Here is a 14,412-nt window from a genome sequence, read left to right on the forward strand (position 1 = left end):
CCATGCATATTTTACCGCCTGTTCGACCCGAAAAATCCATCGAACGACTGACCGCCATCCTTGAGCCGATAGCGGAGAAAGTGCACGTTGTTCCGCGTAAACGACTCACCTGGTTACGGAAGGGGAAACAGCAGATGTACCTCTTTCTGGAAGGGGAGTTGTCCCTGCTGCGGGCTTCGGATGGACTGGTGGTAGTGACCGTTTACGAGCCGCATTTGTTTGGTATTGCAGAGATGATCCAGCCTACGCAGGGGCACCTTCTCCGTGCTGAAAGAGAGTCGACTATTTTACGTCTCGATGCGGACAAGGCGGCTGAGTTGTTTCGTGCCGAGGGCGTCTGGGAGGATGTCGCCGCGCTGCTCTCATACCATACGGCCTATTTAATATTCCGTGATGCCCAGGTACTCCAGCAGCGTACCTATTCCGTTATTCGTAACCACCTTCAGGAAATGATTTTGCTCCCGGAAGAGACGCGTTTGCGTACCACGATTCTGGAATATATCCAGGATCGTACGCTGCTCTCTCGCAGCAGTATACTCAATGTATTATCTGCCCTTAAGCAGGGGGAATATATCGCCTTTAAGCGCGGTGGATATCTGCTTGAGGTCAGACATTTACCCGAGTCATTCTAGCGGAAGTTTAAAATTAAACAGAAATGCAATTAACGCTACCGTTAATTTTCTATATCGTTTGCTTTCTCAGATTTAACATTATCAAGTAAACGGTATATTTATGAAAAAGACAGTTATCGCATTGATTATGGCTAATGCATTTACCGCCACTTCCGCGTTCGCCGCCGCTGATGCGGGCACCTGGTATAGCGGGGCTAAATTCGGCTGGTCTCACTATTTTGATACCAATATGGGTTCAAAAGCGTTTGAGAACACGTATTCCGATCACTTCGATTTTAACCATGATAATGTCGGCGGGGGTGTTTATACGGGTTATCAGATTACCCCATGGCTTGCGATAGAAGGTGGTTATGATTATTTAGGTAACATGCAGATTAAAGGTCAGCATGGCGCCGGGGCGCAAATGAAGACGCAGGGCCTGCAAATGTCTCTGAAGGCCAGTTATGCCCTGACCAGTGACTGGGATATTTACGGCCGTGCCGGCGCAATGGGCTATCGCGCTGAATCCGATGTAAGTGGTCACAATCGTTTTGAAACCGGTGTGCGCCCGCTTGCAGCCGTGGGTACTGAATACGCTTTCAATAAAAACTGGGCGGGCCGCCTGGAATATCAGTGGGTAAGCAACGTGGGCAATGTTAACCAGATCGGCGTGAGCAGCGACCTGAGTTCCGTCACCGCAGGGCTTAGCTATCGCTTTGGTCAGTACGACTGATGCCCGTGATATGCCCATTAATAAAAACCCGGCTGCTTATGTTGCCGGGTTTTTTATTTTCAGCTGGTGAATAACGGTTCAAGAATGATATGAATATTTTGCAGGCCCGTGACATTATTATCTTTCAGGTATTGCTGATTAACCATATCTAACTGTTCCAGTTTGGTCAGCGAGGCATAGACGCGTTGAACGTCACCGTCCGCAACAAAAATTTCTTTTGCGGTGGTGTCCTGTAGATACTGTGATTTTACGCTGCGCGTTAAGGTCTCGATCTGCTGTTTATTTTCCTGATAAAGAGACGCGATATGCGATATCTGTGCCTGCGGCGGTTTTTCCCCCGGCAACACCAGTGGAATTTGCAGATGATTAATTTTTTCAACATTGTCTGGTTGGGGAGAACTACAGGCTGTTAATGTGCTGAGGGTTAATACAGCGAAAAAGAACGGCAGGCTCTTCATCGAATCACTCCGGGGAAATAACTGGACTCAGCATTATCCCTTAAGGACGCAGCGACGAAAGAATAAACTAATTTATTTATAAACGTTATTTCCATAGGTTAAAGATAAGCCTGGTGATAGCCTCCTTTCCCCCCATATACCGCCAGCGTGAATATAACTCCTCGAGGAAGTATGAAATTTAAAACTCTCGTTAGTGCGATGGCCGTTGCTGGTCTGCTATTAGTGTCGTTGACCTCATTGCCTGTCCTGGCACAAAAGGAAGGGAAGGGAGCCACTGCCCATACGAAAGAGATGAATGATGCACTTTATGGTCAACTGCCCTTCTTTGATAAGACCGATTTCCGAAATGCGCACAAAGGCTTTATTGCCCCGCTGCCACCCGCGGTGATTAAAGGCGAAAAAGGCGCCGTTATCTGGAACCCCCAGAAATACGCTTTTATCAAAGAAGGGCAAAAAGCGCCGGATACCGTCAACCCGAGCCTGTGGCGTCAGGCGCAGCTGAATAATATTGGTGGTCTGTTTGAGGTCACGGAAGGCGTCTACCAGATCCGTAACCTCGATCTGTCGAATATGACGATTATAGAGGGCAAAGAGGGGATCACGGTTATCGATCCGCTGGTGTCTGCGGAAACGGCCAAAGCGGGCATGGATCTTTACGTTCAACATCGTGGCAAACGCCCGGTTGTTGCCGTTATTTATACCCATAGTCATGTCGATCATTATGGCGGCGTGCGTGGCGTAGTCGATGAAGCGGGAGTGATAACCGGCAAAGTGAAAGTCTATGCTCCAGCAGGTTTTATGGAAGAGGCGGTATCGGAAAATATCATGGCCGGAAATGCCATGAGCCGCCGTGCCAGTTATATCTACGGAAACCTGTTAAAGGCCAATGTAAAAGGTCAGGTAGGGGCGGGTCTGGGGACGACCACCTCAGCCGGGACGGTCACGCTTATCGCGCCCACTCACGCCATTACCGAAGACGGGCAGAAAGAGATCATCGACGGTCTCACCTATGATTTTATGCTGGCGCCGGGGTCGGAAGCGCCGTCTGAAATGCTCTGGTATGTGGAAGAGAAAAAGCTGATTGAAGCAGCAGAGAACGTCACTCACACCCTGCACAATACTTACTCGCTGCGCGGGGCGAAGATACACGATCCGCTGGCATGGTCAAAATACATCAATAACGCCCTCGATCGTTGGGGGGATAAAGCGGAAATTATTATCGCGCAGCACCACTGGCCCACATGGGGTAATAAGAAAGTGGTGAAGCTGATGAAAAGCCAGCGTGATATCTACCGCTATATCAACGACCAGACGCTGAGGCTGGCGAATAAAGGGCTGACGAGGGATGAGATAGCCGCTAATTTCGCCCTGCCTTACGGGCTGGCAAAATCCTGGGCAGGCCGTGGCTATTACGGCTCGGTAAGTAACAATGTCAAAGCCACCTATGTCTACTATCTTGGCTGGTTCGACGGAAATCCGGCGACGCTCAATGAACTGCCTCCGGTCGAGGCAGCGAAAAAATATGTCGATTACATGGGCGGAGCCCGCGCGATCCTTGAAAAAGCCCGGGTTGATTATGCCCGGGGAAATTACCGCTGGGTGGCGCAGGTAGTGAGTAAAGTCGTTTTTGCCGATCCAAATAATAAGGCGGCGCGCGAACTGGAAGCGGACGCGGTTGAACAGCTGGGATACCAGGCCGAGTCAGGACCCTGGCGTAACGCCTACCTCACCGGTGCGCAGGAGTTGCGTAACGGGGTGAAGAGGATGCCGACGCCCAATACCGCCAGCCCGGATGCGGTTCGTGCCATGTCGACTGAGATGATTTTTGACTACTTCGGCGTTCACCTTAACGGCGTCAGAGCTGCGAATGCCAGAGGGATTTTTAACGTTGATCTGGGTCGCGAGGGCGGCAGGTACAAGCTGGAGCTGGAGAATGGCGTGCTGAACCATATCGCCAACGCTCAGGCAGAAGATCCGGATGCAACCATCACGCTCAGCCGCGAAACGCTGAATAAAATCATCCTCAAAGAGACCACGTTGAAAAAGGCGCAACAGGCAGGAGAGGTGACGATCGTCGGCAATGCCGCGAAGGTAAACGAAATGCTGCGCTGCATGGAGAGCTTCAGCTTCTGGTTTCCTGTCGTCACCCCTTAAACGTAAAAAACGCTGCTTTCGCAGCCCTTTAGCATTCGCCTGCAACAGTTTGCCGGGTGGCGGCTTCACCTTACCCGGCCTACACTCTGCGCGCCTTGAGCGCTAGATGACGCCATCCCCGCCGTCTGAACACCACACCTGCCCGGAGGTGTATGAACACTCATCCGAGGCCAGGGTGACATACAGCGGTGCGATCTCCACGGGCTGTCCCGGGCGTCCCAGAGGGGTACTCTCGCCAAAATGTTTCACTTTTTCCTGTGGCTGCCCACCGCTGGGCTGAAGCACGGTCCAGTAAGGTCCCGGCGCTACCGCGTTCACGCGGATCCCCTTCGGTCCCAGCTGTTTCGCCAGCGCTTTGGTGAACACCGCGAGACAGGCTTTGGTCTGCGCATAGTCAAGCAGTACGGCGCTCGGTTTAACCGCCTGAACGGAGGAGGTGTTAATGATGGAAGCAGGGGCTTTCATATGGCGCAACGCCGCCTTTGTGATCCAGAAAGGCGCATAGACGTTGGTCTTAAAGGTCGCGTCAAAATCTTCCGTGGTCAGTTCTTCCAGCGATTCACGGTACTGCTGGCGGCCTGCGTTATTCACCAGGATATCCAGCCCGCCCAGTTTTGAGACGGCCTGCTCCACCAGGTTCTGACAAAAAGTTTCGTCCCGCACATCGCCCGGAAGCGCGACGGCATTCCGTCCTTCCGCTTTAATCAGGGCGATGACTTCCGCTGCGTCTTCTTCCTCTTCCGGCAAATAGTTAATCGCGACATCTGCCCCTTCGCGGGCATAGGCAATGGCTACCGCGCGTCCTATGCCGGAATCGCCCCCGGTAATTAGCGCCTTCTTACCGGCAAGACGACCATGCCCTTTGTAGCTCTTCTCGCCGTGGTCGGGTACGGGTTCCATCTCTGAGGCCAGGCCCGGTGGCGTCTGAGGCTGCTCCGGGAAAGGTGGCGTTGGGTAAGCGTTCGTACGTTGTTCATTATCACTCATAGCTAACTCCTTGTTAGGGGTGAGATTTGATGGATAGTTACAGCGTTAACGCTTCGCTGAATTATTTTTGCAAGTGGCTGACCCGCACTACGGGTGGGGATGATTTTTTATCGAGCGAGCCGCTAATACTGATCATGTTGTCAGGTTCCACGGTTCTGTCGTCAAATACGGCTTTCGGGATAATAACGTCGATTTTCCCGGTTTTATCCTGGAAAACGTATTTATCGCCATTGCCATCAATAAGATTGCCGCGCAATGAAATAGAGGCACCATCATGCATCTCTTTCGCCTGAGTAATGGTCATAATGCGCGCATCATCGGTACCACGATAACCGCTGTCCAGCGCATGCGGCGGTGGCGGCGCGTCACCCTTTTGTAACCCGCCGTTATTATCTGCCCATGCAGTAGGGATAATTAATATTAACAAGGCTGAAATCACTGATAATTTCATCTGATATCCTTCATTTTGGATGTCTTGACTTATTAAGTATTGTTGCTATTCCTTTATGTGGCAAATGTGATAAGTCTTAAAAGCATTTGCACAGGAAAATCATAAATTTCGGCAATTAAGCGAAACGGTGACCACAGCCATGGAACCAAAAAATGAAAAAGTGCCTGGGATAAAAGAGAGTAGCCGTTTACTGACGTTTGAGTATGCATTTCGCCAGGTGGGTTTTATTGTGCTGTTAGCTATTATCGTGGCCGCGATAGCCGGCCTGTTTTCCAGCGGCGCGGTCAGCGACGTGGAGAAAACAAACGAAGCAAAATCCCTGACCCTGAGCTATGAGCGCTTCGGTCGCCGCCAGACCGAATCGCGGATGGCACTGACGTTTCCGGTGACGTCTGAGGGGAAATATACCCTCAGCATGACCAGCGAAAGCAGCGACGCGTATGAGCCAGGCAGCGTCTGGCCACAGCCGGACAGCATGTACAGCCGGGGGAATACCCTGTTTCTCGTCTACGATCGTTTACAACAGACCGATAAATTTACCGTTTTGTTATTTATCACGCCGTCAAAAGCAGGGAAGTGGACAAACAGTATCCGCGTAAACAACGAGCCAGATATCCATTTCTGGCAGTTTATTTACCCCTAGGAGTCAAATATGGACATGGTTTTTCGTGCCCTGGCAATTTACCTGTTTCTGGTCATTGTGTTTAAAGTTGCCGGGCGACGCGCTCTGCTACAAATGACCAGTTTTGACCTTATTTTGCTCTTAATTATCAGTGAGGCGACACAACAGGCGCTGCTTGGCGAAGATTTCTCCGTCACCGGAGCAATGATTACAATAACGACGCTGGTGGTTGTGGATATTATTTTTGGCCTGCTGAAAAAATATTTTTCCACTGTTGAGAATATTCTTGATGGCACGCCGGTGATATTGGTGGAGAACGGTGTTCCCCTTGCCGATAAACTGAAAAAGGTCGATGTGTCCTGTGATGATATATTGGTATCAGCCCGCCAGAATCACGGTATTACAGAATTGAAGGAGATTAAATACGCTATTCTTGAGCGTAATGGTCATATTTCTATTATTCCTGACGAAAATTAAGGGGCAACGCGATGAGCAACCTTATTCACGACAGCAACAGCACCATCAGCGAGCTGACGAAAAAGCTCGCCACTCAGCTTACGGACAGAGGTTTGCGGTTAACCACCGCAGAGTCCTGTACCGGCGGCAATCTCGCGGTTGCGCTTTGTGCCGAAGAGAACACGGCGGAATTTTATGACGTTGGCATGGTGGTGTTCAGCGATGCGGCGAAGGAGAGGATCCTCGGCGTGCGGCACGAAACCATTGAGCGCTTCACCGCCGTCAGTGAACAAACGGTGACCGAGATGGCCGCTAAAATTCGCGAAATTGCCGAGGCGGATATCGGCCTTGCCATCAGCGGCTATGCGGGACCGGAAGGCGGCGACGATGGCACCGCAGCCGGTACGGTCTGCTTCGGCTGGAATATTCGCGGACAGACGGAAACCCGCACCGTGCTGTTTTCCGGTGAATGTCAGGATGTGGTGGATAAAGCGGTGCGTTATTCCCTGTCTGAACTGATCGAAATACTCTCCGGCTGGGATAACGTCTGAAACAAGGGGAAAGGCTATGGCTGTGATCGTTATTACCGGCGGTACGGCGGGCGTGGGGAAAGCCACGGCGCTGCACTTTGCCAAAGCGGGCTACGATGTGGGCATCATTGCCCGCGACGAGCAGAGCCTGCGCTCCACAGAAGAGGAGTTGCGCCGTTTTGGGATCAACGCCCGTGCCGTTCAGGCCGACGTGGCCGACAGCAAGGCGGTGACCGATGCTGCTAACGAGATTGAATACCGGCTTGGGGCCATCGATGTGTGGGTGAATAACGCTATGGGCGGGATGCTGGCGCCGTTTCGCACCATGTCCCCGGAGGAGTTTCGCCGCGTCACCGAGGTGACCTATCTGGGCTATGTTAACGGCACCCGCGCCGCGCTGGAGTTAATGACCCCACGCGATCGCGGAACGATTATTCAGGTTGGCTCCGCGCTGGCCTACCGTTCCATTCCCTTGCAGTCAGCCTACTGCGGGGCGAAAGCCGCAATCCGCGGATTTACCGATGCTGTGCGCACCGAACTGATGCATGAAAACAGCCGGGTGCAGATCGCAATGGTACAGATGCCGGGCCTCAATACGCCGCAGTTCGAGTGGGCGAGGAATAAATTTGCCTGGGCGATGCGCCCGGTTCCTCCCGTTTTTCAGCCGGAAGTAGCTGCCAGCGCTATTTTTAAGGTGGCGCAGAAACCGGTGCGGGAACTGTGGGTGGGCAGCAGCACCGTCCAGTCGATTGTCGGGCAATTTCTTTTCCCCGGCTTTCTGGATCGGCTGATGGTTAAAAAGGCCTGGGAAGGGCAGATGACCGATACGTTAAATGCGGATGACCGTCAGGACTATCTGGATCAGCCGGTTAACGACCTGCATAAAATCCACGGGCACTTCACCGACGAAGCAAAAGAGCGCGCTATCAGCGTCACCTCCGGCATGCCGGGGAAAGTGCTGCTCGGCTCCCTTGCCGTCACGGGCGCGATCGTGGCCCGTCTGCTGCTCTCGCGGAGACGATAATCAGCGCAGTGCGGTACGATCGGTCCAGAACCAGCGGTAGCCATAGCCGCTGAGGTTAAGCGCGACGGTTTTGCCGCACACCAGCGCGTCGTCGTAGCGTTTGTCCGCCAGGCAGGCGGTCCAGGTCGCATGCCGGATCCCTCTGGCGGTAAAATTAACGGGCTTATCGCTGAAGTTTACGAAGGTCAGAATGCTGCGCGTGTCGGTTTCGTAATAGATCCCCAGTACCGCATCGCTGTCGATATTAATAAGACGAAACGGCGCGACGCCGATCTCAGGGAACTCCGAGCGCGTATTGGCGATATCGATAATGCAGTGCAGGAGTGAGTTGCGGTGCAACAGCGAATCCGCCACGTTGATTTTTTGATAGCGGTACGGGCCGTGGTCAATCATCGGGGCGACAAAAGTTTCCGGGTCGGCATCTGAGAAACCGCCGCCTTGCGATCCGGCCCACTGCATCGGGGTGCGTACGGCGTAACGCTCCTCAAGATCCAAATCATCCCCCATACCAATCTCATCCCCGTAGCGCATGACCGGTACGCCCGGTAGCGAAAACAAGACCGCATGGCAAAAGGCCAGCCGCTTTCGATCGCCATTAAGCATCGGCGCCAGACGGCGGCGGATACCTCGCTGATACACACTCATCTCTTCATCAGGGGCAAAGGTATCGATGACGGTCTGCTTCGCTTTTTTTCCTATCCCTTCCAGATCCAGCTCATCATGATTGCGCAGCCAGTTGGCGAAGCAGCAGGAGTCCGGCGGCACAATCATCTTCTTCACCGCGTTGCGCAGCGGTCGTGCGCTCTTCTCTGCTAGGCTGACGTAAAAGTACTTATTGAGCCAGAAATTCAGCACCAGGTTGAGCCGGTCGTTCTGACCAAAATAATCTTTGTAAGCCTCGACCTCCACGTCGACTTCGCCGAGCAGGATCGCGTTCGGGTTACGCTGCCCGATAAGACGGCGCAGATGCTCCAGGATCCACAGGCCGCGTTTTTCATCCCCACGTCCGGCCTGTTTTGTCAGGTGCGATGCCGCATCCAGGCGAAAGCCCGACACCCCGAGCTTTAGCCAGAAGATGATGATGTTCTCAATCTCCTTTAGCACCGCAGGGGAGGCCAGATTGAGATCCGGCTCGTGGTGATAAAACATATGCCGGTAGTATTGCCCCGCCTCGTCGTCCCATGTCCAGATGCTCTTCTCCACGCCGGGGAACATCGGTGGCGTATCGTCGTCGTCCGTGTCGGACCACAGGTAATAGTCACGGTAGGGTGACTGGGGGTTGCGGCGGGCCTGTTGAAACCAGGGATGCGCATCCGAGGTATGCTGGATCAGCAGCTCAATAATGACCTGCATCCCCAGCTCCCGCGCCTGTTCAATAAAGGCGATGATATCGTTGAGCTTGCCGAAGCGGGGATCGACCTGCAAATGGTCGCTCACGTCATAGCCTTCATCGAGAAAAGGCGTGAGGTAAAACGGGGTGATCCAGATAACCGTCGCGCCCATCCGGCGGATGTAGCGCAGCTTCGCGGTGATTCCGGCTATGTCGCCACAGCCATCGCCGTTAAGATCGTAAAACAGGGCGGTATCAATCTGGTAAATAATGGCGCGTGTATGCCAGCCTGCCATAGCAATCCTTAATGATAACCTTCGGTATCAGACACTTTGCCCCGGAAGACGTAGTAGCTCCAGGCGGTATAAACCAGGATCACCGGGATGATTAACAGCGTACCAATTAGCATAAACAGCTGGCTGGCAGGCGGCGCGGCGGCTTCCCACAGGGTGATGTGCGGCGGAATAATGTGTGGCCACAGGCTGATGCCCAGGCCGCTAAAGCCGAGGAAGATCAGGCCCAGCGTTAACAGGAACGGACGGGCATGGCTGTCGGGATTGCGCGTCAGCCGCCAGATCCACAGGCTGAATACCGCGACCAGAACCGGAACTGGCAGGAACCAGAAGAAGTTAGGCAGAGTAAACCAGCGCTCGGCGACAAACTGCCAGCCGAGCGGGGTCCAGATACTTACCACCGCAATAACGGCAATCAGCGCCAGCAGCACGTGGCGGGTCAGCTCGCGCATCCGGTTTTGCAGCGCGCCTTCACTTTTCATGATCAGCCACGTGGTAGCCAGCAGGGTATAGGCGACAATTAAGCCCAGCCCGCAGAACAGATTAAACGGGGTGAACCAGTCCAGCGAGGAGCCCACAAAGCGACGCCCTTCCACGTCAAAGCCGTTGATCATCGCGCCAACCACGATCCCCTGGCTGAAGGTTGCCAGCAGGGAACCGCCGGCAAAGGAGTAGTCCCAGAATTTGCGATGTGAAGGGGTCGCCTTAAAGCGAAACTCAAACGCCACCCCGCGGAAAATAAGCCCGATCAGCATGGCCGTCAGCGGGATGGTCAGGGCATCGATAATCACTGCGTAGGCCAGCGGAAACGCGCCGAACAACCCTGCACCGCCGAGAACCAGCCAGGTTTCATTTCCGTCCCAGACCGGGGCGACGCTGTTCACCATCACGTCGCGCTCTTTGGCATCGCCCACAAAGCTGAACAGCATGCCGATACCGAGATCGAAACCGTCCATGATGATGTACATCAGCGTGGCGAAGACAATAATGGCAAACCAGATGACCGGGATATCGACGCCCATCAGATCTTCTCCTCTTCCGGAACGGACTCGGCGGCGGACAGCGGACGGGCAGGAGTGCCCGACGTATTAGACGTTAGCGTGCCCACAGGCTGCGGACCTTTCTTAATCAACCGGGCGAGATACACATAACCCACGCCAAACACCGAACAGTAGACCACGATAAAGGCCAGCAGGCTGATGCTCATCTGCAACGTGCTGTGCAGAGACACCGCATCTATCGTGCGCAGATAGCCGTAAACGACCCACGGCTGGCGGCCCACTTCGGTGGTGACCCAGCCGGCGAGCAGCGCGAGCAGTCCGGCAGGCCCCATGCAGAGGGCAAACCAGAGGAATGGCCGCGAGTGATAGAGACGACGGCGATAGCGCAGCCAGACGCTCAGCACGCCAAGGGTAATCATCAGCAGCCCCATGCCGACCATAATGCGGAAGGACCAGAAGACGATGAGCGAGTTCGGGCGGTCCTCTTTCGGGAAATCCTTCAGCGCCGGGACCTGTTTATCCAGGCTGTGCGTCAGGATCAGGCTGCCGAGCGCGGGAATTTCAAGCCCGTATTTGGTGCGCTCCTCTTCCATATCCGGTACGCCAAACAGCAGCAGCGGGGTGGCCTCGCCGGGCGGGTTTTCCCAGTGGCCTTCAATCGCGGCGATTTTGGCAGGCTGGTGCTCAAGCGTATTCAGGCCGTGCATATCCCCAACCACGGCCTGAATGGGCGCGACCAGCAGCGCCATCCACATGGCCATGGAGAACATTGTGCGAATAGCGGGCGTATCGTTACCGCGCAGCAGATGCCATGCCCCGGATGCGCCCACAAACAAGGCGCTGCACAGGAAGGCGGCGATGGACATATGGATCAGGCGGTAAGGGAATGAAGGGTTAAAGATAATGGCCAGCCAGTCTTCGGGAATGACCTGACCGTTCTGAATACTGAAGCCCTGCGGGGTGTGCATCCAGCTGTTAGAGGCGAGGATCCAGAAGGTGGACATCAGCGTGCCCAGCGCCACCATGCAGGTGGCAAAGAAGTGCAGGCCGGGGCCGACCTTGTTCCAGCCGAACAGCATCACGCCTAAGAAACCAGCTTCCAGGAAGAAGGCGGTTAAGACTTCATAGGTGAGCAGAGGGCCGGTTATGCTGCCTGCGAACTGGGAAAAGCCGCTCCAGTTAGTCCCAAACTGGTAAGCCATGACCAGCCCGGAAACCACGCCCATACCAAAGTTGACGGCGAAAATTTTCAGCCAGAAATGGTATAGCGAGCGCCAGACATCATTTTTGGTGCGAAGCCACATGCCTTCGAGAACCACCAGATAGCTCGCAAGCCCGATGGTGATCGCCGGGAAGAGAATATGAAAAGAGACGGTAAAGGCGAACTGTATCCTGGCCAGATGAAACGCATCAAGCTCGAACATGCTCCGTACCTCTGGAACTGATAGCGCACAAGGCATTGCCAGACAGCCTCAGGCTGCCTGGCAAAACCGGTTACGGTTTTTTCTTACCTGCACCAAGCTCGGCACCGGTAAGCGGATCGGCATTGGGGTCGGATTTCGTGCGTGCGCACATCGCTTTGACCAGCGTTTCCTGCTCTGTAGTGAGCGTTACGCTTGCGCCGCCGTCACCGCCATTGACCGCTGGCTGAGGAGATTCCACGTAGTCGAAGTGCTTATCGCTGTTCCAGCTGCCGCGAACTTCTCCCCCCTCAGACATATTGTAGTACTTGTTGGTGTACTCTTCGATTGGCGGCAATTTACCCGGTGGGAAATTGTTACGGATCGACTGGAGCGCCTTCTCAAACGAGAGCTGGTGTGCTGCCTCACGCGTCATTAAAAACGCCAGCGCATCTTTAACACCCGGATCGTCCGTTACGTTAATAAGCCGTTCGTAGATAATTTTGGCGCGCGCCTCGGCCGCTATGTTAGAGCGCAGATCCGCGGTCGGTTCGCCAATGGTATCCACGTACGCCGCCGTCCACGGTACGCCTGCGGAGTTAGTAAGCGGAGTACCGCCGCCGTAGAGCAGCGAGGTGATATGACTGTCGTTGCCGTTCTCGGTCATGGAGCGGTACAGTTCCGCTTCATTTTCAACGCCTTCCGCCAGTTCGCCTTTCGCACCCTTATTCAGCATACCCACCAGGGTGCCGATAATTTCCAGGTGACTTAACTCCTCGGTCGCGATATCCATCAACATATCTTTACGACCGGGATCGTCGTCGCTCAATCCTTGCGTAAAGTAACGACATGCCGCGGCAAGTTCGCCCTGTGGCCCGCCAAACTGCTCAAGCAGAAGATTGGCCAGGCCCGGATTCGGTTCGGCTACGCGTACCGTGTATTGCAGCTGTTTTACGTGTCGAAACATACATTCTCCCTATTTCGTTATTTTTTAGCTTCAACGCCATCCGCGTCGGAGCGCAGCAGGAACTGTTCCGTCGTCTGTGGAATATGCTGGAGCAGCCAGTCTGCCATCTGGCGCTCTTCTTCCAGAATGGATTCAAGGGCTGGAATGGAGGCGGTATCGCCCGCTTGTTTGGCCGCAGCCAGCAGAGAGGTGTAGCAGGCAATTTCAAACTGCTCAAAAACGTAGCCGCTGATAGAGCCTTTAACAATTTCGTCGGAAGGGAACATGCCGCCAATGGACTGGCCGAGCGCCGCCATTTTACTCATGGAATCTTTTATGACCGAACGGGAAATATCATTGCGGTCGAGAATTTCTTCCAGCACGGTAATTTGGTGTTTAGTTTCATTAACGTGTTGTTCAATTCGTGCACGTAAGTCGGGATAATTATCAATACGGCTGGCCATTGATTCCAGCATGGATTCGGCTTGCTTTTCCATCGCATGGGCATCGCGTAGCCAATCATGGTAGTGTTCTACATGATTCATAATTAACTCCTGTGATTTATTTTCTGGTTAATTTTTGGTGCTGATGCTCATCAGATATTAATTATCCTTTCTGGGCTTTTTGATTAATATTACCGACAGCCAGATCGGTTAATTTGAGATCGGTTTCTTTTTCTTCTTCCAGCGTTTCGGCAAGAAGTTTAACGGCTTTTTTATAGCCTAATTGTTCAGCCAGGGTGGCCAGGGTGCCGTAGCTGGCAATTTCGTAATGTTCAACTTTCTGAGCTGCGGCAATTAATGCAGCGTCACGCACTTCATTTTTCTCAGTGCTCTCAATAACTTCGTTGGCTTCTTCAATTAAGCCTTCCATCGCAACGCATTTCATGCGCTTCAGTTTGAGGCCGGATTCCTGCTCAATAATCTGATCGATACGTTCGATCTGTCCCTGCGTCTCTTCGAGGTGAGCCGTGAACGCGGCACTCAGCTTCTCGCTGGATGCGGCGCGAGCTAATTTGCTTAGCGCGCGGGTCAGCTGCTTCTCAGCGCTGTAGGTGTCGGATAACAGGTGAATAAATACATCTTCAACAGTTTTCATATTCATATTTTCGCTCCAGTGAAATAAAGGGAAGGTACTGCGAGCCGACGGGCCCGCAGCATGCTCTCGGTATATTTATAAGAGCTTTAAATAAGATCAGGAGTTATCAGATTTACGGCCTCCGCCGTGACTGCTCTGTCCCCCTTTCTTACCCGCTTCAGATGCGCGTTGCGGATCGTTTTTGAAATTACCGCCGCTGTGCTGGCCGCCTTTACGTCCAGCTTCTGATGCCTTTTCACGGTCTTCAGCGAAATTACCGGAACCACCACGATGTTGCTCTGCCATATATCAACCCTCATGTTGCGTTTATGTCAGGAG

17 protein-coding genes are annotated in these 14,412 nt (G+C 53.6%); 7 read left to right on the forward strand and 10 right to left on the reverse strand.

The genetic code is table 11. The features are described from left to right. The first annotated feature begins 2 nt into the window (after positions 1–2). Entirely contained in the window at positions 3–632 is a 630-nt protein-coding gene (locus ACOTX5_RS01925) for a winged helix-turn-helix transcriptional regulator (protein WP_015571785.1), read from the forward strand. Positions 633–732: 100 nt separating this feature from the next. Beyond that, positions 733–1,344: an outer membrane beta-barrel protein gene (locus ACOTX5_RS01930; protein ID WP_047727302.1), complete on the forward strand. Its 612-nt coding sequence runs from the start codon at positions 733–735 to the stop codon at positions 1,342–1,344. Between the two features lie 59 nt (positions 1,345–1,403). Here ACOTX5_RS01930 and ACOTX5_RS01935 read toward each other — a convergent pair whose 3' ends face one another. After that, positions 1,404–1,802 (reverse strand): hypothetical protein, encoded by a 399-nt coding sequence (locus tag ACOTX5_RS01935; RefSeq protein ID WP_045910756.1) that lies wholly within the window; start codon positions 1,800–1,802, stop codon positions 1,404–1,406. A gap of 171 nt (positions 1,803–1,973) precedes the next feature. On the opposite strand from ACOTX5_RS01935, the gene ACOTX5_RS01940 reads away from it, so the two are divergent. Further along, positions 1,974–3,956: an alkyl/aryl-sulfatase gene (locus ACOTX5_RS01940; protein ID WP_045910755.1), complete on the forward strand. Its 1,983-nt coding sequence runs from the start codon at positions 1,974–1,976 to the stop codon at positions 3,954–3,956. A 102-nt stretch (positions 3,957–4,058) separates the two neighbouring features. Here the strand turns inward: ACOTX5_RS01940 and ACOTX5_RS01945 are convergent, their stop codons facing one another. Further along, positions 4,059–4,943 (reverse strand): SDR family oxidoreductase, encoded by an 885-nt coding sequence (locus ACOTX5_RS01945; RefSeq protein ID WP_032649406.1) that lies wholly within the window; start codon positions 4,941–4,943, stop codon positions 4,059–4,061. Between the two features lie 61 nt (positions 4,944–5,004). Continuing rightward, positions 5,005–5,394 (reverse strand): YdeI family stress tolerance OB fold protein, encoded by a 390-nt coding sequence (locus tag ACOTX5_RS01950; RefSeq protein ID WP_003862868.1) that lies wholly within the window; start codon positions 5,392–5,394, stop codon positions 5,005–5,007. 139 nt (positions 5,395–5,533) lie between these two features. On the opposite strand from ACOTX5_RS01950, the gene ACOTX5_RS01955 reads away from it, so the two are divergent. The 4 genes from ACOTX5_RS01955 to ACOTX5_RS01970 are packed head-to-tail and all read left to right on the forward strand — an operon-like array spanning position 5,534 to position 8,026. Then, positions 5,534–6,037, forward strand: a complete 504-nt coding sequence (locus tag ACOTX5_RS01955; RefSeq protein ID WP_015571782.1) for a hypothetical protein — start codon at positions 5,534–5,536, stop codon at positions 6,035–6,037. A 9-nt stretch (positions 6,038–6,046) separates the two neighbouring features. Continuing rightward, complete coding sequence (locus tag ACOTX5_RS01960; protein ID WP_006811854.1) at positions 6,047–6,493, forward strand: DUF421 domain-containing protein; 447 nt, start codon at positions 6,047–6,049, stop codon at positions 6,491–6,493. An 11-nt stretch (positions 6,494–6,504) separates the two neighbouring features. Further along, complete coding sequence (locus ACOTX5_RS01965; protein WP_003862863.1) at positions 6,505–7,023, forward strand: 2-oxo-tetronate isomerase; 519 nt, start codon at positions 6,505–6,507, stop codon at positions 7,021–7,023. Positions 7,024–7,039: 16 nt separating this feature from the next. Then, positions 7,040–8,026: an SDR family oxidoreductase gene (locus tag ACOTX5_RS01970; protein ID WP_015571781.1), complete on the forward strand. Its 987-nt coding sequence runs from the start codon at positions 7,040–7,042 to the stop codon at positions 8,024–8,026. Here the strand turns inward: ACOTX5_RS01970 and ACOTX5_RS01975 are convergent, their stop codons facing one another. The 7 genes from ACOTX5_RS01975 to ACOTX5_RS02005 all read right to left on the reverse strand — a co-directional run bounded on the left by ACOTX5_RS01975 (position 8,027) and on the right by ACOTX5_RS02005 (position 14,379). Beyond that, the gene (locus ACOTX5_RS01975; protein ID WP_047727304.1) at positions 8,027–9,652 is read right to left on the reverse strand and encodes an alpha-amylase family protein; all 1,626 of its coding nucleotides are present in this window, start codon (positions 9,650–9,652) and stop codon (positions 8,027–8,029) included. 8 nt (positions 9,653–9,660) lie between these two features. Then, complete coding sequence (cydB, locus tag ACOTX5_RS01980; RefSeq protein WP_015571779.1) at positions 9,661–10,671, reverse strand: cytochrome d ubiquinol oxidase subunit II; 1,011 nt, start codon at positions 10,669–10,671, stop codon at positions 9,661–9,663. Then, a complete protein-coding gene (locus ACOTX5_RS01985; RefSeq protein WP_045910753.1) occupies positions 10,671–12,074 on the reverse strand; it encodes a cytochrome ubiquinol oxidase subunit I in 1,404 nt (467 codons plus the stop codon). Before ACOTX5_RS01985 ends, cydB begins: the two co-directional genes overlap by 1 nt. 70 nt (positions 12,075–12,144) lie before the next feature. Next, a complete protein-coding gene (locus ACOTX5_RS01990; RefSeq protein ID WP_045910752.1) occupies positions 12,145–13,017 on the reverse strand; it encodes a manganese catalase family protein in 873 nt (290 codons plus the stop codon). Between the two features lie 17 nt (positions 13,018–13,034). Then, the gene (locus ACOTX5_RS01995; protein ID WP_017382870.1) at positions 13,035–13,541 is read right to left on the reverse strand and encodes a ferritin-like domain-containing protein; all 507 of its coding nucleotides are present in this window, start codon (positions 13,539–13,541) and stop codon (positions 13,035–13,037) included. A 61-nt stretch (positions 13,542–13,602) separates the two neighbouring features. Next, positions 13,603–14,100, reverse strand: coding sequence for a ferritin-like domain-containing protein (locus ACOTX5_RS02000; protein WP_003862851.1), 498 nt, complete (start codon positions 14,098–14,100; stop codon positions 13,603–13,605). 90 nt (positions 14,101–14,190) lie between these two features. Beyond that, complete coding sequence (locus ACOTX5_RS02005) at positions 14,191–14,379, reverse strand: general stress protein (RefSeq protein WP_015571775.1); 189 nt, start codon at positions 14,377–14,379, stop codon at positions 14,191–14,193. Positions 14,380–14,412 lie beyond the last annotated feature (33 nt).

This window comes from Enterobacter cloacae complex sp. IR5441 (genome assembly GCF_049238215.1).
GTDB classification, from domain to species: Bacteria; Pseudomonadota; Gammaproteobacteria; order Enterobacterales; family Enterobacteriaceae; genus Enterobacter; species Enterobacter hormaechei_C.